The sequence below is a fragment of the Micromonospora haikouensis genome, from assembly GCF_900091595.1.
GTDB lineage: Bacteria > Actinomycetota > Actinomycetes > Mycobacteriales > Micromonosporaceae > Micromonospora > Micromonospora haikouensis.
In genome coordinates this window covers 1-19,824 of the sequence record NZ_FMCW01000009.1, presented here as the reverse complement: position 1 = coordinate 19,824, position 19,824 = coordinate 1, and the positions used below count along the sequence as shown (strand labels likewise).

The window sequence follows — 19,824 nt, the reverse complement described above, 5'->3', positions numbered from 1 at the left end:
CGGAGCGTGGCTGACCCCTCGACCTACCGCCCCGCACCCGGCACCATCCCCGAGGCCCCGGGGGTCTACCGGTTCCGCGACGGCACCGGCCGGGTGATCTATGTCGGCAAGGCGAAGAACCTGCGCAGCAGGCTCAACTCCTACTTCGCCGACCTGTGGGGGCTGCACCAGCGCACCCAGCAGATGGTCACCACGGCCGAGTCGGTCGACTGGGTCACCGTGGGCACCGAGGTCGAGGCCCTCCAGCTCGAATACACCTGGATCAAGCAGTACGACCCCCGGTTCAACGTCCGCTACCGCGACGACAAGTCGTATCCGTACCTCGCCGTCACCCTCGACGAGGAGTTCCCCCGGCTCCAGGTGATGCGCGGGGCCAAACGCAAGGGCGTGCGCTACTTCGGGCCCTACTCGCACGCCTGGGCCATCCGCGAGACGCTCGACCTGCTGCTGCGGGTCTTCCCGGCGCGGACCTGCTCGGCCGGCGTGTTCAAGCGGGCCGGGCAGGTCGGCCGCCCCTGCCTGCTGGGCTACATCGGCAAGTGCTCCGCCCCCTGCGTCGGCAGCGTCACGGCCGAGGAGCACCGGGGGATCGTCGACGGCTTCTGCGAGTTCATGGCCGGGCGCACCGACACCATGGTCCGCAAGCTCGAACGCGAGATGACCGAGGCCAGCGAGGCGCTGGAGTTCGAGAAGGCCGCCCGGCTGCGCGACGACGTCGCGGCGCTGCGCCGGGCCATGGAGAAGCAGACCGTGGTGCTCGGCGACGGCACCGACGCCGACGTGGTCGCGTTCGCCGACGACCCCCTGGAGGCCGCCGTCCAGGTCTTCCACGTCCGCGACGGCCGGGTGCGCGGCCAGCGCGGCTGGGTGGTGGAGAAGACCGAGGACCTGAGCCCCGGCGACCTGGTGCACCACTTCTGCACCCAGGTCTACGGCGGCGAGCAGGGCGAGGCCGACGTGCCCCGCGAGCTGCTGGTGCCCGCCCTGCCCGCCGACGCCGACGCGCTCGCCGACTGGCTGACCGGCCGCCGGGGCAGCCGGGTGTCGCTGCGGGTGCCGCAGCGCGGCGACAAGCGTTCCCTGCTGGAGACGGTGGAGCGCAACGCGAAGGACGCCCTGGCCCGACACAAGCTCAAGCGCGGCAGCGACCTGACCACCCGGGGCAAGGCCCTCGACGAGATCAGCGACGCGCTGGGCATGCGCACCTCGCCGCTGCGCATCGAGTGCTACGACGTCTCCCAGATCCAGGGCACCGACGTGGTGGCCAGCATGGTCGTCTTCGAGGACGGCCTGCCCCGCAAGAGCGAATACCGCCGGTTCATCGTCCGGGGGGCCACCGACGACCTGTCCGCCATGTCGGAGGTGCTGCGCCGCCGCTTCGCCCGCTACCTCGAGGCCCGCGCCGAGACCGGGGAGCTGGGGGAGGAGACCGCCGCCGACCCCGACCGGCCGGGCATCGACCCGACGACGGGCCGGCCGCGCCGGTTCGCGTACCCGCCGCAGTTGGTCGTGGTCGACGGCGGCGCGCCGCAGGTCGCGGCGGCGGCCCAGGCCCTCGCGGAGCTGGGCGTCGACGACGTGGCGCTGTGCGGCCTGGCCAAGCGGCTGGAGGAGGTGTGGCTGCCCGACGACGAGTTCCCGGTCATCCTGCCGCGCACCTCCGAGGGGCTCTACCTGCTGCAACGGGTGCGCGACGAGGCGCACCGGTTCGCCATCACCTTCCACCGGCAGCGCCGCTCCAAGCGGATGACGGAGTCGGCGCTCGACTCGGTGCCCGGCCTCGGCGAGGTGCGGCGCAAGGCCCTGCTGCGCCACTTCGGCTCGCTCAAGCGGCTCGCGGCGGCCTCGACCGAGGAGATCACCGAGGTTCCCGGCGTCGGCCGGCGCACCGCCGAGGCGATCACGGCCGCCCTCAACCCCGGGGCGGACGCCCGGCCCGCCGCAGGCGACGGCAGTTAGCGTCCGGCGCAAATAATTGACGTCGATCTATGGCGTCGAGGGTGTCCGTGTGTCCATGATGTCGGCGGTACGGCCGTCCGCGCGTGCGCCCGACGCGTGGCGGGCCGGGGCCGCGTCGCGCACGTCGTCTGGGGGAGGCAACCATGACACCGGCAGGACGCCGCAGGACCTCCCGGCTCGGCACCGTGGCCGCAGCGACCCTGCTGGCCCTCACCGCGGCCGCCCCGGCGATCGCCGCCCCGGCCGAGGGCGAGATCCTCGCCGCCGGCGGCCCGGACGCCGTGGCCGGCTCCTACGTCGTCGTGCTGCGGGACGCCGCCGTCACGGCCGACGCCGTGCCCGCCACCGCCCGTCGCCTCGCCTCCCGGCAGGGCGGCCACGTCGGCCTGGTCTACCGGCACGCCCTGCGCGGCTTCGAGGCCCGGCTCTCCGAGCGGGGCGCACGCCGGCTCGCCGCCGACCCGGCCGTGGCCTCCGTGACGCAGAACCGCACGGTGTCCGCGTCCGACGTGCAGACCCCGACCCCGTCCTGGGGCCTCGACCGGATCGACCAGCGCGCGCTGCCGCTCGACAACTCGTTCACCTACCCCCGCGCCACGGCGGCCGTGCGGGCCTACGTCATCGACTCGGGCATCAACCTCGCCCACGGCGAGTTCGCCGGCCGGGCGGTGTCCGGCTGGGACTTCATGGACGGCGACGCCGACGCCACCGACTGCCAGGGCCACGGCACCCACGTGGCCGGCACGCTCGGCGGATCCACCTTCGGGGTGGCCAAGCACGTGCAACTGGTCGCCGTGCGCGTGCTGAGCTGCACCGGCGGCGCCTGGGCCTCGCAGGTCATCGCCGGTGTCGACTGGGTCACCGGCGACCACGACCCCGGCGAGCTGGCCGTGGCCAACATGAGCCTCGGCGGCGCGGCGTACGCGCCCATGGTCGAGGCCGTGCGGCGGTCCATCGCCGACGGCGTCACCTACGCGGTGGCCGCGGGCAACGAGAACGGCGCCGACGCGTGCACGACCACCCCGGCCTCCGTGCCGGAGGCGATCACGGTGGCCGCCACCGGGGCCACCGACGCGCGCGCCTCGTTCTCCAACATCGGCACCTGCGTGGACCTGTTCGCGCCGGGCGTCGACATCACCTCGGCCTACATCGGCGGGACCGCCACCACCCGCACAGCCTCCGGGACGTCGATGGCCAGCCCGCACGTCGCCGGGGCCGCCGCACTGATCCTGGCCGACCACCCGACCTACACCCCGGCCCAGGTGACCCAGTCGCTCCTGGCCGACGCGACCGCCGGGGTGGTGACCGACGCGGGCGCCGGCACGCCGAACCGGCTGCTGCACGTCGACCCCACCACCCCGGCCAACGACTTCACCCTGACCGCCACCCCGGCCAGCATCACCGTCACCGCCGGTGGCACCGTCTCCACCACGATCGCCGGCACCGTCACCAGGGGCGCGTCCCAGCCGGTCGCGCTGGCGACCCGGGGCCTGCCGGCGGGCGTCACGGCCACGTTCCAGCCCGCCAGCATCTCCTCCAACGCAGGCACCACGCTCACGCTCAGCACCGCCTCGACGGCGCTGGCCGGCGCGTACACCGTCACGGTGATCGGCACCGGGACCGCCGCGACCCGCGCGGTGGCCGTCCAGCTGCGCGTCGACGACCCGGCCGCCTGCGTCCGCTCCGACGGCACCGACCGGGCGATCACCGACTTCCAGAACCTCTACGCCCCGATCACCGTCACCGGCTGCCCCGGCAACGCCGCCCGCAACAGCACCGTGGAGGTGCACATCGAGCACGCCGTGATCGGGGAGCTCGACGTGCGGCTGATCTCGCCCCGCGGCACCTGGTACTTCCTCATGGACCACACCGGCGGGGACAGCGACCGCATCGACTACACGTTCACCTACGACCTGTCGGCCGAGCCGGCCAACGGCACCTGGAACCTGTACGTCAGCGACAACCTGGCCCAGGGCACCGGGTTCCTCGACTCCTGGAAGATCAACGTGGCGGGCGCTGACCTGCCCGCGCCCGCGTGCGGCGGGGTCGCCACCGCCGACGTGCGGATACCGGCCTCCGGCACGGTCGAGTCGCCGATCAGCGTGCCCGACTGCGGCCGGGCCCCGTCGACCACCAGCTACGTCGAGGTCAGCATCGCGCACCAGTACGGTCGCGACCTCCAGATCTCCCTCGTCGCGCCGGGCGGGCAGGTGGTGCTGCTCAAGGAGAGCCTCGTGGGGTCGTACAAGGCGAATGCCCGCGAGGCCTACATCGCCGACCTGTCGGGGAAGCCGACCCTCGGCACCTGGAAGCTGCGGGTCGAGAACGTCGCCGGCTACGAGGGCCTGATCGAGGGCTGGAAGCTGACCCTCTGACAGTGATGACGTGGGGGCGGGTCACCCTGCGGTGAATCGAGCGGGACGGCTCAACACCTCCCGCGCTCCCCGCAGGTCGGCCAGCCGAGCGGACAGCGTCGCCCCGGCCAGCGCCGGTGGCAGGGCGGCGCTGAACTTCAGGCCGGCCAGTGCCCGGGAGTCGACCTCGGGCAGACGGATCCGGTCCGCCACCGCTTCTCGGACGTCCCGCCATCGTGCTGCCGTCAGGTCGTCCCGGAGCCGCACGTACAGGTCGCCGTGGCCCTGAACCGGGTCGGCGACCTCCCGGAGAGTGCTGGCCAGTGTCGCGTTGGCCCGGTAGCCGGCCCACGTCCACCACCGTATCCCGCCGCCTGCAGGCCGGGTGACCACGGTGGCCTCTGGGTGCGCGTTGTCGCGGTGCTGTGCGCGGATCTCGGCCAGCCGGCTGGCTGCCCGCCGGGTGAGAGACACGGGCGGCGTGGCACCGAGGACCACCTCACGCATGGCCTGACAGAGCGCGAACGACAGCCCGCCGGCACCGGAACCGGTCCAGCGGGCACGCCCACCCTCGTCGGCTGGCTCGACGAAACACCGCCGCCGCGACCAGTCGAGGTGCGTCACCCGCCAGCTCCGGCCGGCGAGGAGTAGCCGACGTGGGCCGGTCGTCTCCTCGGTGAGTAGGGCCGGATCCACCCGGCCGATCTCGGCGCGTCCGGCCAGGACGGTGAACTGCGGCGGCGCGGTGAAGACCGAGAGCATCTCCATGAAGTGGCGGTGGCCGAAGCGACGTTCCGCCGCCGGGCCGATGAAGAGCATGCCTCCGTCCCGCTCCAGGTAGCCCTCGGCCAGGAGGAACCGCAGTATGTCCTCCGCTGCCTTGTCGTACGGGGCCAGCCCGTTCCACCAGCGACGCCATTCCCGGTCACCGACCTGTCCCTCCTGGAGGCAGAGGGCCAGGATCTGCTGTGCCACGATGTGCCGCGGTTCGGGCGGTGCCGCCACCGGTTCGACCCAGCCCCGCGCCCACAGCAGCAGCAGCCCGGCGGCTTGCAGGAGGGCGGGCTCACCCAGCGTGAGCAGGAGGCAGTTGCGTGAGGTGCCGGCGCGTCGGCCGCTGCGACCGAGGCGTTGCAGGAACGATGCCACGGTCTGCGGCGCGTCGATCTGGATGACCCGGTCGAGGTCGCCGACGTCGATGCCGAGTTCCAGGGTGCTGGTGGAGACGATGACGCAGTCCCGGGCCTCGGCGAACGCCTGCTCGGCGCGAGCCCGCTCCTGACGTGACAGCGAGGCATGGGACAGGAACGTGGTCACTCCTCGGCCAAGGAGCAGTTGCCCCAGTTGCTCGACGCCCTGGCGGGACTCGCAGAAGACGAGGCGTTTCTCACCCGGGTGTAGCGAGGCGATGACAGTGGCGGCGTTCTCCCACGATCCGACGTAGTCCAACTCGACGACACCGGAGTGTGCCGGAGTGGCGGGCTCGATGGTGCCAGGCCGATCGACGGAGACGACCCGGGCGGGCCGGTGGCCGGCGGCGGCTCCCTGGAGCCAGGTGAGCAGGTCGACGGGGTTACCGACGGTGGCCGAGAGCCCGATTCGTTGCAGCGGACGCCCGACCAGGCGGGTGAGCCGCTCCAGGACGGCCAGCAGGTGCCAGCCCCGGTCGTCGCCGGCGAAGGCGTGCACCTCGTCGACCACCACGACCCGTAGCCCGGCGAAGAGGGCCGCGTGGTCGACCGTCCGGCTGACCAGCATCGACTCGATGGACTCGGGGGTGGTGAGCAGGACGTCCGGCCGTTCGCGCAGGATCCGCTGCCGCACGGCGGTAGTGGTGTCGCCGTGCCACACCGCGCATCGGCGGCCCAGCCAGGACGTGTACTGGGTCAGGCGGGGGGCGAGGTTGTTCAGCAGCGCCTTCAGCGGGCAGACGTAGAGCACCGAGGTGCCGGACCAGTTGCCGGCCGCCATGCGGGAGAGCACCGGGAACAGCGCCGCCTCGGTCTTGCCGCTGGCGGTGGCGGCGAGCAGCAGCGCGTCGTCGCCCGCGAGCAGCGGAATGACGGCCCTCTCCTGTAACCCGCGCAGCCGTGGCCACCCGAGGGTGTTGACGATGTGGTGCAGCAACACCGGATGCAGCCGATCGGCGGCGGAGGCTGGCTCGGCCGGGTGCGGCCCGGTCACGCGGGAGCCGCAGCGGCTGTCACGGCAACTCCAGCTCGATGTCGTCGGCCCGGGTGGCGTTGCGTTCGACGTCGGTCAGTTCGGCGGGGGCGAGGGTGAGCGCGTAGTCCCGGCGGGGGTCGAAATCGGGGTACAGCTCGACCGGGTCGAGCACCCCGGCGACGAGCTTCTTCAGGAAGAGCCGGGGCGCGATCCCGACCCGGCCGCCGAGCTGCCCGGTGACCGCGCGGGCCAGGTCGGCCAGGTAGGCGTCGTCGGCCACGGCCCGCAGCCGCTCCTCGGCGGGGGAGCCGGCGGCGAACAGGTCGCGCACCCGTCGGCCTAGCTCGACCAGGGAGTCGACGGTGAACCCGGGCAGGCGGAGCTGCACCGCGCGGGGGTTGTCGAAGCGGGGATCGGCGGGGAAGTCGGTGGCCAGCCGCTGGGCCAGGGGCGCCAGCCGCTGCACGCCCTGCGGGCCGTCGTAGAAGGCCGGCGTGCCGGTGATGACCAGGTACAGCCCGGGGAACCGACCGGCGTGCACCTCGTCGACGAGCTGCCGCAGGGCGTTGAGGGCCTTGTCCCGGGCGTCGGAGCGGACTCGCTGCAGGGTTTCCACCTCGTCCAGCACGACGAGCAGGCCGGCGTAGCCGCAGTCGCGGAGCACCGCCAGCAAACCCTGGAGGAAGCCGAGCGCCCCGAAGTGGTCGAGGTCGCCGCGTACGCCGGCGTGTCGGCGGGCGGCCGCCGCGACGTGGGGCTGCCCGCCGAGCCAGGCGAGCACCGCCTCGGCGCCGGTGGCGTCGCCCGCCGCGAGCGCGGTGCGGTAGCCGCGCAGCGCGATGGCGAAGCTCGGGGCGGTCCGGCTGACCCGGGCCAGCCGCTGGGCGAGCAGATCGTCGACGACGCGCCCGACCGCCTGCTCGTCCGCCGGATCGAGGTCCCCGGCGGCCAGGGCGTCCTCCTCCAAGGCGTAGAACCAGGCGTCGATGATCTGCCGCAGGGCGCTGGGCGGGAACGTGGCGGTGGTGAGCCGTTCGATGAGCCGCCGGTAGACCGTCTCCAGCCGGTGCAGGGGCGTCTCGTTCTCCGATACCTGCACCTCGGCCGTGGCCAGGTTGGCGCGCTTGGCCTGCTCGGCGAGCCAGCGGGCGAAGAAGGTCTTGCCGGAGCCGTACTCGCCGCGCACGGCCTTGAACACCGCGCCGCCGGTGCGTACCGTCTCGATCTCCTCGCTGATCGCCCCGCTGAAGCGGTCGAGCCCCACCGCCAGCAGGTCGAGGCCGGACTCGGGAACCGCGCCGCGCCGCAGCGCGTCGACGACGAGGCGACGTCGTGCGGCACTGACCTGCTGGCTCACCGGCGTTCCTCCGGCACCCCGAACTGGCGGCACAGCAACGGCACGTCGAGCCGCACGGTGCGACCGTCGTCGACCTGGGACAGCACGGGGAAGTTGTCCACGTTCAGGATCCGTTGCAGCGTCGCGACGAAGCCGTTGGCGCGGCCCGGTTGCTCGCCCGCCCGCTCCGCGAGCAGTACGGTGGGCAGCACGCCGTTGTTGTCGATCAGGGCCGCCAGGGCTCCCCGGATCTTGCCGATCGGCACCCGGCGCGGAGTCAGGGCGTGCTGGGCGTCGAACATCTCCGAGGCGAACAGCCGGTCCAGCAAGGGGACATCCGGGGCCGCCGGGAGGTCGAACAACGCGGCGGTGTCGCGCGGCGGGACGGTCGTTTTCGGCTTCCGTCCGGCCCGCTCCCGCCCATCCTGAGCCGGCCGGGGCGGGGGCGGCGCTTCGTGCCCGGCGACCGTTGCCGTCCACCACGGGGGCTCCTGGGCGGCGACGGGACGCCAACCCGTCGGGGCCGCTGCGCCGAGCGGGAGCAGCGCAAGCATCGGCACGGTCACCTCGGCCAGGGACGCCCCACCGTGGTAGCCGGCCCGGCGTGGCAGGTAACGCAGCCCCGCATCCCAGAGCGCCACCACCCGCTGCCCGTCGGCGACCACCCGCGAGCCGACCAGTTCCACCTCGCCGTCGGCGGGCGGCGTCGGGTCGGTGCGGTGCCGCGCGGAGGCCGCTGCGACGACGGTCCGCTGCTCGCCGTCGCGTTCGAGCACGTGACCGTGGTCGCTGGTGATGATCACGGCGCGCCCGTGGTAGCGGGCGTGGTCGAGCAGGGTACGCAGGGGGCCGAGATTGGCGAGCTGCCAGCCGGCGTCGGCGCTCTCCCGGCCGTGGTCGAGCGCGTCGTCCACGGTGTTGACCACGACGCCGACCAGCATGTCCACCTCGCTGAGCGCCTGCACCAGGCGTTCGTGCAGCACCTCGCCGGCATTGCCGTGCACCGTGCCCTTGTGGAACAGCTCCGCCCGACGGCCCCGCCACAGCGGATGTTGCCGGAACGCCGCCCGCTCGGTCGCCTGGTCACCCTCGCTAAGCGCGGCGGACAGCAGCGACGCGCGGGAGGCCGAGGTCACGGTGGGTAGGGCGGCGACGGCTCCCCGCCGCCGCGTCCCGCCGAGCGGGTCGTACTCCACCCAGCCCAGGGTCGCGAGTTCCGCACCGAGCCCGGCGGCGACGGCCGCGCTCATGCCGTCGATGACGACGAGCAGCACCGGCCGGGTGCTTTCGCGCACCACGGGCGCGACGACCCGGGGGAGCACCGTCTCCACCGTGAGCAGGCGACCGTCCGGACTGCCGTCCCTGGTCCAGCGGGCGAGCTGCTCGGCGAAGACGCCGTCGAAGTCCCGGCGGCGGTCGCGGGCCCGGTCGTGCACGGCCCGGTAGGCCCGGCCGAGTCCCGGGTGGGCGTCGTCGCCGGCCCAGACGTGTTCGAGCGCGAGATCGACCCAGCCCCACTCGGCGACCTGCCGTTCGATGCCGTCGGCGACTCCGGTGGGCTGATTGGCGTCGGTCGCCAGCCAGCGCAGCAGCCGCAGCACCATCCGGGCCCGCTCGACGCGGTGCGGATAGCTACCCGACAGGTGGTGGCTCTCCAGCGCGGCAATCGCTGCGTGGGCGGCGTCCAGCGCGGCGGGGACCCGTTCCGGCTGCCGGTCGGCGTGATCGAGGGCGCGCAGCGCGGCCTGCACGGTGGTCGCCACCGCGCCGAGGCGGTGCGTGAACCCGGTGCGCAGGATGCGACTCGTCCGACCCGGCTCTTGCGCTCCGAACATCGTCAGCAGTTCCTCGGCCCGGTCCAGGACCGCGTGGCTCGCCTGCCGGGCGGACGGCAGCCAGGCGTCGTTCCGCGCGGCGGCTTGGAGCAGGTCGACCGTCGCCCGGTCGGTGGCGGCGGCGAAGGAGGTGACCACGGCGGTGGGCAACGGGGGGCTGCCGAAGTATTGCTCGACGCGCCCCTGGGCGCGCAGCGTGTCCGGATCGGCGCCGACCGCAGGTGACCAGAGCGCCTCGCAGACGAGGCCGAGGGGCATCGCGTCGGCGAGCCGGTCCACGGCGAGCAGGGTGGACAGCGCCCGCAGCGGTGCGCCGAACACCTCGGTCAGCCAGGTGACCAGCCCGGCTCGTTCCGCCTCGGGCAGCGAGGTGAGCAGGTCGGCCGCCCCGGGCAGGGTCGTCCACCAGAGCAGACCGGTGACGTCGAGATCGTCGGGTTCGACGCCGAGCCGCGCCAATCCCAGGCGCTCGGCGGCCAGGTGACGCAGCGCCGTGTCCCGTTCCAGCACCGTGCCGGTGAGCCGGGGCCACCCCTTCGCCGGCATCGCCTCGACCAGCGCCGTCCCGGCCCAGGGGAGCGACACCAACCGGGAGTCGACGTGCCGGGCGCCGAAGGACTCGGCCACTAGGGCCCACGGGTCGAGGTGGATGACGCGTCGCCGGAACACCCGGCTGAGGATGCCCATGCCCAGCTCGTGCTGGGGCACGTCGGTCAGCAACACCGTCGGGTCGTCGTGGGGCAGCGCCACCTGCTCCCAGACGGCCAGCACGGAGGGGCAGGGCACCACCCGGACCCGGCGGTCCCCGCCGACGGCCAGCACCGGGTCGTGGGGCCAGACCGGTGCTGCGGCGACCAGCACCACCGGCGGTGGCCCCTCCCGGGGCGGGTGGGCGCGGAACTGCTGACCGATCCGCTGCGCGAGCGCGCCGGGGTTGACGGGCAACGCCGCGGGCCGGGCGGCGACCCGGCCCACCGGCTCCTCGGTCGTACGCGTCACGGCAACATCCGCCAGCGCAGCTCGATCCTCCGCCCGGGGTGCTGCCGGGCCAGGGCGCGGATCGTCTCCACCGCGGCGTCGAGGTCGTCGTCGGAGGCCAGGACAGTAGCGCCGTGCTCCTCGGGGCCCGCGCCGTCGGGCGTGAGAATCACATCGAGGTGGTGGCCCCCCTCGGGCGGGGCAACGGGCGGCTGTTCGAGGGTGGGGCGGGGGGCTCGACGGGTGGCCCGGCGCAGCAGGTCGTTGGCCCGGCTGCGCGCCTTGCCGAGCGCGCCCGTCAGCGGGGTGGTCAGCTCGTCGTCCCGGAGGGCCTGCCGCAGGGCGGTCAGGATCTCCGTGGCCTCGGCCGTCCATCGTTCGTCCAGCTCGGTCAGGAGCCCGAAGGTGTCCCAGGGGGCCTCGCGCAGCGCGTGCCCCACCTCCTCGGCGCTGCGGATGCTGCGGCCCGCGCGCTGGGGCGGCCCGCCGAGTTCGGCTCGGGCGAGCTGCCGGACGATGTCGATGTCCTGGTGCCGCGAGTCCAGCCCGTCGAGCAGGTCGGCGGCGACCTGCGCGGTGCGCAGCCGGGGCCAGTCACCGGACCGGGGGTCGAGGCCGATGCGCGGCCCCTGGTGTTCCAGCTCCTCGACGAGGCGGTGCGCGGCGTTACGGTGCAACCGGGCCCGCTTCGACAGGTCCTGCACGAACATCGCCACCAGCCGGCCCCGGGCCAGGTCGGGCGGCATGAAGCCGAACAGGTGCATGGCGCGTTCGCGGGCCGCCGTCCAGTCCGCCGGGTCCGGCCGCTGCGGCGTACGCAGGGCCAGCTCCCCGGTGATCGCGGTCAGCTCGGGCTGCGGGGTGACGACACCGCCGCCGCGCCGGATCCACGTCCGGTCGGTCTGCTCGGCGAAGCTGGCCAGGACGAGCTGGGCGACGAGCGGGTCGAGCCCCTGGGGGCGGGGGTCGTCGAGCCAGCGCAGCAGGTCGGCCACCCGCAGGTCGCCGTCGATGCCCTCCTGACCGGCCCGGCGCTGGAAGTGCTCCACCCAGTGCCGGCCGAGGACGAATGCGGCCTCGTGCATCTCGCCGAGCAGCAGCGGGTTGGCGATCCGGCGGACCACCGCCCGGTCCTTCTTCTCCACCTCGGTGCGCCCGTCCGGTGCCTCGACCGCGCGTCGGACGTACTCCAGGACCGTCCGGAGGTCGGCGGGCTTCAGCGCCTCGCCGCGCCGGTCGGGGTCGAAGTCGGGATGGGCGGGGTACTGCTGCTGGAGGAGCTGGTCGGCGACGTCGCGCAGCGCGTCGGCCAGCCGGGCCCCGACCGGCAGCGTCGGCGTCGGCCCGTTGCTGAGGGTGATGAGATGCTCGTCGTACGTCGGCACGACGTCCTCGGGCTTCTTGGTGGCCAGCCCGTAGGCCTGCTTGAGCACCCCCGTGACCGCAACCAGGAGCGCGTCGCGCTGGCTGGTCAGGGTGGCGTGCGCCCGCCGCCGGTCGTCCTCGCTGAGGTGCTTGGCCGCCGCGTCGAACCGGTGGCCACTTAGCAAGTTGTCCAATACGACGAGCCGGCCCAGGTCGGCCTGGCGGGCGGTGGTCAGCGACGCCGGGATCCAGCAGAGCACCTGGTCGGTGAAGCGGGACCGCAACTGCTGGACCCGGCTGCGGTCGTCGGAGGGGTGGTAGCCGCCGTCGTCGAAGGGGTAGTCGACGACGATCCGCCAGGCGGTGGGGACGAACGGGTGGAAGGCGTCGTCGCGCAGGTCCTTCTCGTCGCGGACGTTGCCATAGATCATCTCGACGCTGCGGCGGCTGCCCCGCCACACCAGGGTCGCCTGGTCGCAGTCCTGGTTGGTCTCGGCGACGTCGAGTTCCTTCCAGAGCAGCCGCTTGACGAGGGCGCGCCAGTTGCCGGGGGTGTTGAGATGCCGGACGTTGTTGAGCACGCTCTCCACGTCGACGCCGATCAGGTCGAGGCGCACCCCGTCGCCGTCGAGCATCTTGATCTCGCCGAACCGGGACGCCCAGTCCTCGATGCGCCGTCGGACCTGGCCGACCTCGCCGCCCGGGACCGTGCTGGTGATGCTGCCGTGGTTGAGCGCGGACAGCTTGCGGGGGGTGAGGTTGCGCAGCGCCGGCACGGACGGGGCCAGCGCGGACAGGATCAGGGTCTTGACCAGGCGGTCCTCGCCGGTGAACGCCCTGATCCGGCCGGCCAGCTCACGGTTGGGGGTGCCACCGTGGCGGGCGGCGGCCAGGTCGTCGTCGGTGAGCCGGTGTCGGTCCAGCAGGTATGGGCGCAGCTTGCCCTCGTAGAGCTTCTGGGCGGTCTCGAACTCGGCCTTGAGTCGTTCGGTGAACGGCTGGTCGCCGCCCCTGCGGAGCACGTCGAACAGGTCACCGAGGGGGATCAGCTCGCCGAGCCGCAGGTCGTCGCGGCGGTCCATGAGCAGTTGCCGCATCAGCTTCAGCCCGGTGCGGGAGCGTTGCAGCGCGCTGGAGACGTGCACGAGGGTGGAGACGAAGGCCGGGCTGAACGGGTACGTCTTGCGGAACGACTCCAGATCGGCCCCGCTGCCGGTGTCGGTGCCGAGCAGCGTCGTCCACACGTCGTCGCGGACCCGCCTGAGGCGCTCGAACGCCTCGGTGATCGCCTGGTCGGCCGGCCCGCCGTCGCCGCCGATCCGCTTGAGCAGCCGCTGGCGGGTGATCTCGGGGAGGTTGCGGTCCTCCAGGGTGATCACGTCGAACCGGCCGCTGGCCAGGTTGAGCGTGTCCTGGAAGCCCAGCTCGCTGGCCCCGGTGACCTCGTGGCCGACCAGGTCGCGCAGGTCCCGCTGCCGGGCGATGAAGGTGACCACCGGGATGGGCCGGCGGGCGTCGCTGCCCTCCACGAAGTTGGTGATCTTCTGGATCTCCCGGGCCACGAACTGTTGGTCGCCGATGGAGTTGGCGAGCCAGAGGATCAGCTCGTCGAGGAAGAGCACCAGCGCGTCGTAGCCCAGATCCTTGGCGTGCTGGGCGATCTCGGTGAGGCCGCGGTCGAGGGAGACGAAGCCCTCGGCGTCCTCCATGGCGTTGCGGAAGAAGCCCTGCTGCCAGGTGCCGAGCAGGTCGCGGACCAGCCGGCGGCGTCCGTCGTCGTCGAAGGCGGCGGCGAAGGCCGCGTCGAGCTGCGCCGGGTCCCAGGAGTCGCCCCACTCGTCCTCGCCCTGCGGCAGGCCGGCGATGAACGCCTCGTCGCCGATCTGCTCGCGCAGGCGTCGGCTCTGTTCGAGCAGGGCGTCGGTGCGGTGCACCGCCGGGATCGGGGCGTCCGGGTGCAGCCGGCGGACCTGCTCGACGTAGCCGCCGAGCACCCGCTGCTCCAGCGACTTGGCCCCGATGAGGTGGTATGGCAGGAGGAGGAACTTCCGCCCGGCCAGCCACGAGTCGTGCCGGGCCAGCAGGGGGGCGAACTCGTCCCGGTCCCGGGCGGCCCGGTCGCCGCGCAGCAGCGCGTGGAGCACCGCCATGAAGTGGGACTTGCCGGAGCCGAACGAGCCGTGCAGGTAGGCGGCCCGGGACGCGCCGCTGGACAGGGCGGTGGAGATCAGCCCGAGGGCCTGGTCGAAGTTGTCGGCCAGACTCGGCGGGATGACGTACTCGTTGATGGTCTGCTCGGCGTCGCTGATCCCGTCGGCGAGCTTGAGCACGTAGTCGCTGTCGCTGGTGGCCCTGGGGTCGGGGATTTCGATGAAGTCCCGGAGGAGGGGTTGAGAGGGCGGTGCCAGCATGCGTAACACCGTAGCGGAACGGATGCCGGCGGCCACCAACCGCGCGCGTAGCCGCGGTGATACCCGCGGGCGCGGCGGAGCCGTCACTGGCCCGCCCCGCTGTCCCCGTCGCCCCAGCAGAGCCCGCCGATGCCGGCCGCGCTGTGGAAGCCGGGATGCCCGGTGACATCCATGCAGACCTCGCCGTCGGGACCGGTCCGGCCGCAGAACACCGGCTCGACGTGGTTCCAGGCATCGGCCCGGGACAGCAGTGCGGCGCTCGCGGGCAGCTCGGGGCGCAGGATCGTCAGGCCCTCCGTGTAGACGACGGCCTGGTCGCGGGCCTCCCGCAGGTCGGGCGCCAGGTAGGACAGGTGCAGCGTCCACCGGCGGTGCATCTCGTACGCCCCGGCGGGCGGCCGGTTGCGCCCCGAGCCCCGCTCGCGGTCCGTCGTGTAGCGGGTGACCAGGGAATTGACGTACGACGAGAGCGCGTCCGGCTTCGTCAGCGCGTGCGCGATGGCGGCCTGGACCCGCTCGGACACGTCGGCCCCGTCCAGCATGGCCGCCAGCTCACGATGAAAGTCGGACTCGGACCACTGCGACGCTTGATTTTCAGTCACCACTACCTCCGGACTCCGGTGAGTTACCGAACACTGAGCGTGCACCACGGCAGGCGATCTTGCAACGTAGCAGTGAAGGATGTTAGATGGCATTCAGATGTGCTGTCTGGTTCTATGTCCCCAACCGTGGTCCTACGGAGGTCTGCTATGGCATCGACTGCAAGCCCGACGATTCGTGCGCGTCGACTGCGTCGTGAGCTGCGACGCCTGCGCGCTCAGCGAGGGTTGACGGTCGATGAGGTTGCTCGCTCGGTGGGCTGGCATCGAGCGAAGGTGATCCGCATCGAGCAGGGGCATAGCGGGGTCGCCTCGGACGGGTTGCGGAAGCTTCTGGATCTCTATGAGGCGTCGCCCGAGGAGCGGGATGCGTTGGCCAGTCTTGCGCGCCAGGCGCGACAGAAGGGCTGGTGGAGCGCGTACGGCGATGTCCTGCCCGACGACTATGTGGGGTTCGAGGCGGAGGCGACGGCGATCAGCACGTTCCAGAGCCTCTACGTTCCCGGGCTGTTGCAGACGGAGGAGTACGCGCGGGCGATCATCCACGCAGGGCGGACCGCCGCCAGCAAGGAGGAAGTTGATCGAGTCATCGCGGCGCGTCAAGCTCGGAAGGTCCTGCTTGCGCGGGATGTGCCGCCGAAGCTCTGGATCATCCTGGACGAGGCTGCGATTCGGCGGGTCGTCGGCGGTGCCAAGGTCATGCGTGCTCAACTGGCGCGCATTGTCGAGGCATGTCAACTGCCGACGGTTGAGGTGCAGGTGCTGCCCTTCGCTGCGGGCGCGCACGCTTCGATGGGTGGTGCCTTCACGATCCTTGACTACGCGGAGGCGGCGCTCGACCCGACCATCGTCTACGTGGACAACGACACCAACACACTCCTGCTGGAGGAGGATCAGCAGGTATCGCGATATAGACTCGTCTTCGACCACCTACGTGCGAAGGCGCTTGACCCTGACCAGTCTGCTGACTTCCTCGTCAGGATCTGCGCCGAGCTTCAAGACTGAGTCTTGGCCTGAGGAGCACTGCGATGACCTCGCCCGACCTTGCGAACGTGACGTGGCGTAAGAGTTCGCGTAGCAGTGCAAATGGGTCTGACTGTGTAGAGGTGGCCGAAATCTCTTCCGCGTTGGCGGTGCGGGACTCCAAAGACCCGGGTGGCCCTGCGCTCCTCTTCGACCGGGACGCCTGGTCGTCGTTCGTCGTCGGCCTGCGGCGCGGCCTGCGCGGCTGATCCCTCGCCGAGTTGATCGCCGCCCTGATGCGGGCGGCATCACCCACACCCGGTTAGATGGCCGGATGGCGGTAAGTATCGACATCGAAGCCCTGCGGGACGCGGCCGGTTTCGTGGCCTGCGCAGCGGCGGACAAGTTGCGGGCAGCCGGTCAGCCGGTGGAGTTCGCGCCGGCCGGCGGGGGAGCATCCGGCGTGGTCAGGGAGGCCGGGCAGCCACCGCTTGAGGTCTGGGTGGGCATCACGGCGGACGGCTTCACCGCCGAGTGTGACTGCCCGGACGGCGCGGGGCTGTGCGCGCACGCGGTGGCCCTCACGCTCGCTGCCTTGGACGAAGGTCTCGCCTGGTCCTCGGCGGCCACGCCACCGTCGGCCCTGGCGGTCGACCCCCGGGTCGCTGGGCTGGTCGAACTCGCACGGAACATCCCCGCCCGACGGCTGGCGTTGCTGGTCGCCGAGTGGGCGGCCACGGATCGCGTGCTGGAGAGCAGGTTGCGGGCACAGGCCGGTCAGCTCGCGTCCCTCACCGCCGCCGAGCTGAACGACATCCGTCGCACGATCGACAACCTGGCCCACGAGGCGACCAGCGGTAACCATTGGGATCTGCACGACGTGGAGAAGGCCGGGCGGGCGATCGTCGAGGAAGTCGAGATGCTTGCCCAACGACCGCCGACCGAGGAGACACTGCTGCTGGTCGAGCGCGCCGCCCGCGCGTGGGACGGACTCTCCGGCTACCTCTACGACGCCTGGGAGACGTACGAGGAAGAGCCGGCCGAGATCGGCGGCGCGCTCCGGGCGGTCCACGTCCAGCTCTGCGAGCAGGTGCAGCCGGACCCTGACGAACTGGCCGCCCGGCTCGCCGAGATCATCGAGGCGGCCGAGGTCGACTCCTGCCTCGACGAGCCGTGGGACTATCTCGCCGTGCTCGGGCACCAACGGGTCAAGGCGCTGCGGAATCGCCGCTGATATCCGTCACAACACCCGCGCTGCATGCAGCGGATTGCTGGCCGGCTGTCGGACGGTCAGTCTCCTGACAGCAATGCCGGGGCGACGTTGAGATGCTGGGCGGCTGCGGCGAGCCCTCTGTCCTTGGCGTCGCCCTTGTGTAGCTTGCCGGAGCACCACTTCCAGCCGATCTGGGCGAGATTGTCTGCACCTAGACCAAGCGGCGTGTCGGCGTAGTTCTCGACGACCTCGACGACGACCCGGTCGGCGTTCAGATGCACAGTCCGAGCTGCCCGGCTTAGCTTGGCCTCGCGTCCGGAGTCGCGTCGCTCCGAGTCGTAGCCAGGTGGGATGGCCTCGACATTGCCGCGCCGCCAAGCATTCATCAGTTCCCTGATCTCCGGATAGTCGGTAAGCACTTCGAGGCGGTAGCGGGGCAGCAGCCTGCGCAGGGCCCAGAACAATGCACGCAGCTCAGCGGCCAGTTCTCCAGGTCCGTCGTAGCGGCGGGTTGTGGTGGTTGCCCCGAGACCGTAGTGGCCGTCGCTGGCGAGGTAGCCCCAACCGCGAGGGTGAATGGTCGCCTCAGGAGTCGGGGCATAACAGCCGACGACACCCACTCGTATAAGCGATCCCTCGGGCACGACAAGCGCGGCGAGTTGCTCTTCGATCATCCAGCGATCCCGCTTTAGCGACTGCATCGCGCCGTTCTTGATCTCGCGCGGGTTGGCAGGACGTAGTTCCTTCGGGTTGTCGCAGACGCGACGGGACTTGAGGGTGGCCCACGGCTCGGGATGGATCCAGCCGTCACCTTGTGGTACGCAGATCACGCCACAGTTTTCGCAGATGTGCTCCTGCGCATTACTGGCTTCGGCTTGCATCCTGTGCCCCCTGGAAGTCGTACCTACGAACGGTTGACGGAAACCTCCGCGGCAGTAGCTTCCAGGCGTATAGGGTTCCGCCGCAAGTCGGAGTCGTAGGCCCGACATTGGCTTGCTCAACAGGGCCGCCGACATCGATCCATTGACCTGCTTGGACTCATCTCCCTTATTCGCCGTTTACGTAGTTGTTTGGCGATCAGGTCTGTTGGTGCCGCCGGCCACGGGTGGCCGGCGGCTGCCAGCCGGTCAGGTCGGCCTCGGTGAGGTGGAGGTCGTTGAGCCGTTCGTCCAGGAAGCCGCTGTAGGCGTCCGCCGGGGATTCGCCGGTGTCCGGGTCGATCTCCCCGTGCCACTGGCGGACCCAGGGCAGCACCTCGTGCAGCCCGGCCAGCAGCGGCGTCAACTGCTCTGCCGTCCAGCCGTCCGCCTCCTGACGTTGGACGATGAGCAGGGCGAGAGCCTGCGCCTGATCGCGGTGGTCCCAGCCGGCCCACCCGATCAGGAGTGAGGGGTCACCCGCCCGCCCCGCGCCCGGGTAGGAGACGAAGCGTTCCTTGGCCACGTCGAGCTTTCCCCGGTTGGACCAGTAGCTGTTCTTCCGGAAGTCGACGGGCTTGTACTTCGGCGGCACCGGGATCGTCTTGCGGATCGCCTGCCGGGTCGGCTCGTCGGGGGCGGCGTCCTCCTGGCGCTGCTTCTCCCAGACCAACTCCCACTCGGCCCGCTTCGTCAGGCCGCTGGCGGTGTAACGCAGCTTCGACAGGTACGGGACATGCTCGCCGTCGATAAGGTCAGCGAGGATCCTGGGCAGTTCCCGGCTCGGGTCGAAGAGGGCGGCCACGGCGAGGACGTTCGGGTCGCGGCTCAACTCGTCGGCGAGTTCGGCCACCGACAGTGCGCGGGGCTGCGGATTGCCGTTCTCGTCCGGGGCATACCACAGCTCCCGCGCCTCGCACCGGTCCAGCAGCCAATTCCGCAGTGCGGCGTCGAGCAGCTTGTCCCAGCCTGGGGTGGCCCAGCGGCGCTTGCACTCCGGTCGCTCGATTAGCGCGAGGTAGCGGTTCGACTCGATGACCTCGATCCGCTTCCGGACCACGGCCCGGTATTCCGGCGACCAGTGATCGGGCAGCTCGGTGATCGGCGTCGAGCCGTGCCGGACGAACCACTGCGTGTCGGCGCTGCCCTCCTTCACCTTCCGAGCGAGCACGATTTCGAAGGCCCGCTCACCGAGGCTCAACTCCGGCACGGAACGGGCCGGGGCGGTCAGTTCCTCGGGCAGCAGGCCGTACTGCGCATAGACCTGCCAGTCCAGCTCCTCCTGAAGTGCGATCATCCGGCCCCGGAGCGAATGCCACTCGCGCTCGGCGTCGGCCAGGCGCTCGGCGGTAGGCGTCTCCTCGGCCGCGACCGCCGCCGGGCTCGCGGCCGTCAGGCACTGAGCCATTCCGCGCAATGTTCTGATCACAAGAGGTGGTCATGTGGTGCGGTCGTGTTCGGTGTGGAGCAGGACGAGTGCGGCGGCCACGATCTTGCCGATGCGCCATGGGTCGAGGCTGATGTTGCGCAGCGCCTTGAAGGTGGTCTTGAGCAGGGAGTTTCCGCGTTCGCCGATGGCTCGCAGGCTGTTGTGGGCCTTGTTGAACTGCTGCTGGATGGTGGTGAGGCGGCTGTTCCTCGGTTTCTTGAACGCCACGGTGATGGTGGTGGACTCGCCTTCGTAGCCCAGGTCGCCGAGGGGTCGCAGGTCGGTGCCGGCCGCTCGCA

Annotated in this window: 13 protein-coding genes; 5 read left to right on the top strand and 8 right to left on the bottom strand. The window is 71.7% G+C overall.

Annotated elements, in window-relative coordinates; translation table 11 throughout:
- The first annotated feature begins 6 nt into the window (after nucleotides 1–6).
- Nucleotides 7–1,959 carry an excinuclease ABC subunit UvrC gene (uvrC, locus tag GA0070558_RS10820; protein WP_091278199.1) on the top strand — a complete coding sequence of 651 codons (1,953 nt, stop codon included), beginning with the start codon at nucleotides 7–9 and terminating at the stop codon, nucleotides 1,957–1,959.
- Nucleotides 1,960–2,102: 143 nt separating this feature from the next.
- On the top strand, nucleotides 2,103–4,334 hold the full coding sequence (locus GA0070558_RS10815; RefSeq protein WP_091278197.1) for a S8 family peptidase: 2,232 nt from the start codon (nucleotides 2,103–2,105) through the stop codon (nucleotides 4,332–4,334).
- A gap of 21 nt (nucleotides 4,335–4,355) precedes the next feature.
- Here GA0070558_RS10815 and GA0070558_RS10810 read toward each other — a convergent pair whose 3' ends face one another.
- From GA0070558_RS10810 to GA0070558_RS10790, 5 genes are all read right to left on the bottom strand, one after another.
- Entirely contained in the window at nucleotides 4,356–6,443 is a 2,088-nt protein-coding gene (locus tag GA0070558_RS10810) for a DEAD/DEAH box helicase (protein WP_091278411.1), read from the bottom strand.
- 73 nt (nucleotides 6,444–6,516) lie between these two features.
- Nucleotides 6,517–7,836, bottom strand: coding sequence for a BREX system ATP-binding protein BrxD (gene brxD, locus GA0070558_RS10805; RefSeq protein ID WP_091278195.1), 1,320 nt, complete (start codon nucleotides 7,834–7,836; stop codon nucleotides 6,517–6,519).
- On the bottom strand, nucleotides 7,833–10,649 hold the full coding sequence (pglZ, locus tag GA0070558_RS10800) for a BREX-2 system phosphatase PglZ (RefSeq protein WP_091278193.1): 2,817 nt from the start codon (nucleotides 10,647–10,649) through the stop codon (nucleotides 7,833–7,835). Before pglZ ends, brxD begins: the two co-directional genes overlap by 4 nt.
- Nucleotides 10,646–14,404 (bottom strand): DUF6079 family protein, encoded by a 3,759-nt coding sequence (locus GA0070558_RS10795; RefSeq protein WP_218106981.1) that lies wholly within the window; start codon nucleotides 14,402–14,404, stop codon nucleotides 10,646–10,648. The genes pglZ and GA0070558_RS10795 overlap by 4 nt, the downstream gene beginning before the upstream one ends.
- 83 nt (nucleotides 14,405–14,487) lie before the next feature.
- A complete protein-coding gene (locus GA0070558_RS10790) occupies nucleotides 14,488–15,006 on the bottom strand; it encodes a hypothetical protein (RefSeq protein WP_091278191.1) in 519 nt (172 codons plus the stop codon).
- A gap of 147 nt (nucleotides 15,007–15,153) precedes the next feature.
- Here GA0070558_RS10790 and GA0070558_RS10785 point away from each other — a divergent pair, with 147 nt between their 5' ends.
- The 3 genes from GA0070558_RS10785 (at nucleotide 15,154) to GA0070558_RS10775 (ending at nucleotide 17,200) form a co-directional block, all read left to right on the top strand.
- Nucleotides 15,154–16,008 (top strand): helix-turn-helix domain-containing protein, encoded by an 855-nt coding sequence (locus tag GA0070558_RS10785; protein ID WP_091278189.1) that lies wholly within the window; start codon nucleotides 15,154–15,156, stop codon nucleotides 16,006–16,008.
- A gap of 23 nt (nucleotides 16,009–16,031) precedes the next feature.
- Nucleotides 16,032–16,235 carry a DUF397 domain-containing protein gene (locus tag GA0070558_RS10780; RefSeq protein ID WP_091278186.1) on the top strand — a complete coding sequence of 68 codons (204 nt, stop codon included), beginning with the start codon at nucleotides 16,032–16,034 and terminating at the stop codon, nucleotides 16,233–16,235.
- A 65-nt stretch (nucleotides 16,236–16,300) separates the two neighbouring features.
- Nucleotides 16,301–17,200 (top strand): SWIM zinc finger family protein, encoded by a 900-nt coding sequence (locus GA0070558_RS10775; protein WP_141722199.1) that lies wholly within the window; start codon nucleotides 16,301–16,303, stop codon nucleotides 17,198–17,200.
- Nucleotides 17,201–17,256: 56 nt separating this feature from the next.
- Here the strand turns inward: GA0070558_RS10775 and GA0070558_RS32785 are convergent, their stop codons facing one another.
- The 3 genes from GA0070558_RS32785 to GA0070558_RS34210 all read right to left on the bottom strand — a co-directional run.
- A complete protein-coding gene (locus GA0070558_RS32785) occupies nucleotides 17,257–18,060 on the bottom strand; it encodes a hypothetical protein (protein ID WP_141722198.1) in 804 nt (267 codons plus the stop codon).
- 196 nt (nucleotides 18,061–18,256) lie between these two features.
- Entirely contained in the window at nucleotides 18,257–19,525 is a 1,269-nt protein-coding gene (gene pglX / locus GA0070558_RS10765) for a BREX-2 system adenine-specific DNA-methyltransferase PglX (protein WP_256091867.1), read from the bottom strand.
- Nucleotides 19,526–19,534: 9 nt separating this feature from the next.
- A partial coding sequence (locus GA0070558_RS34210; protein WP_141722197.1) for a transposase family protein occupies nucleotides 19,535–19,824 on the bottom strand: 290 nt, incomplete at its 5' end.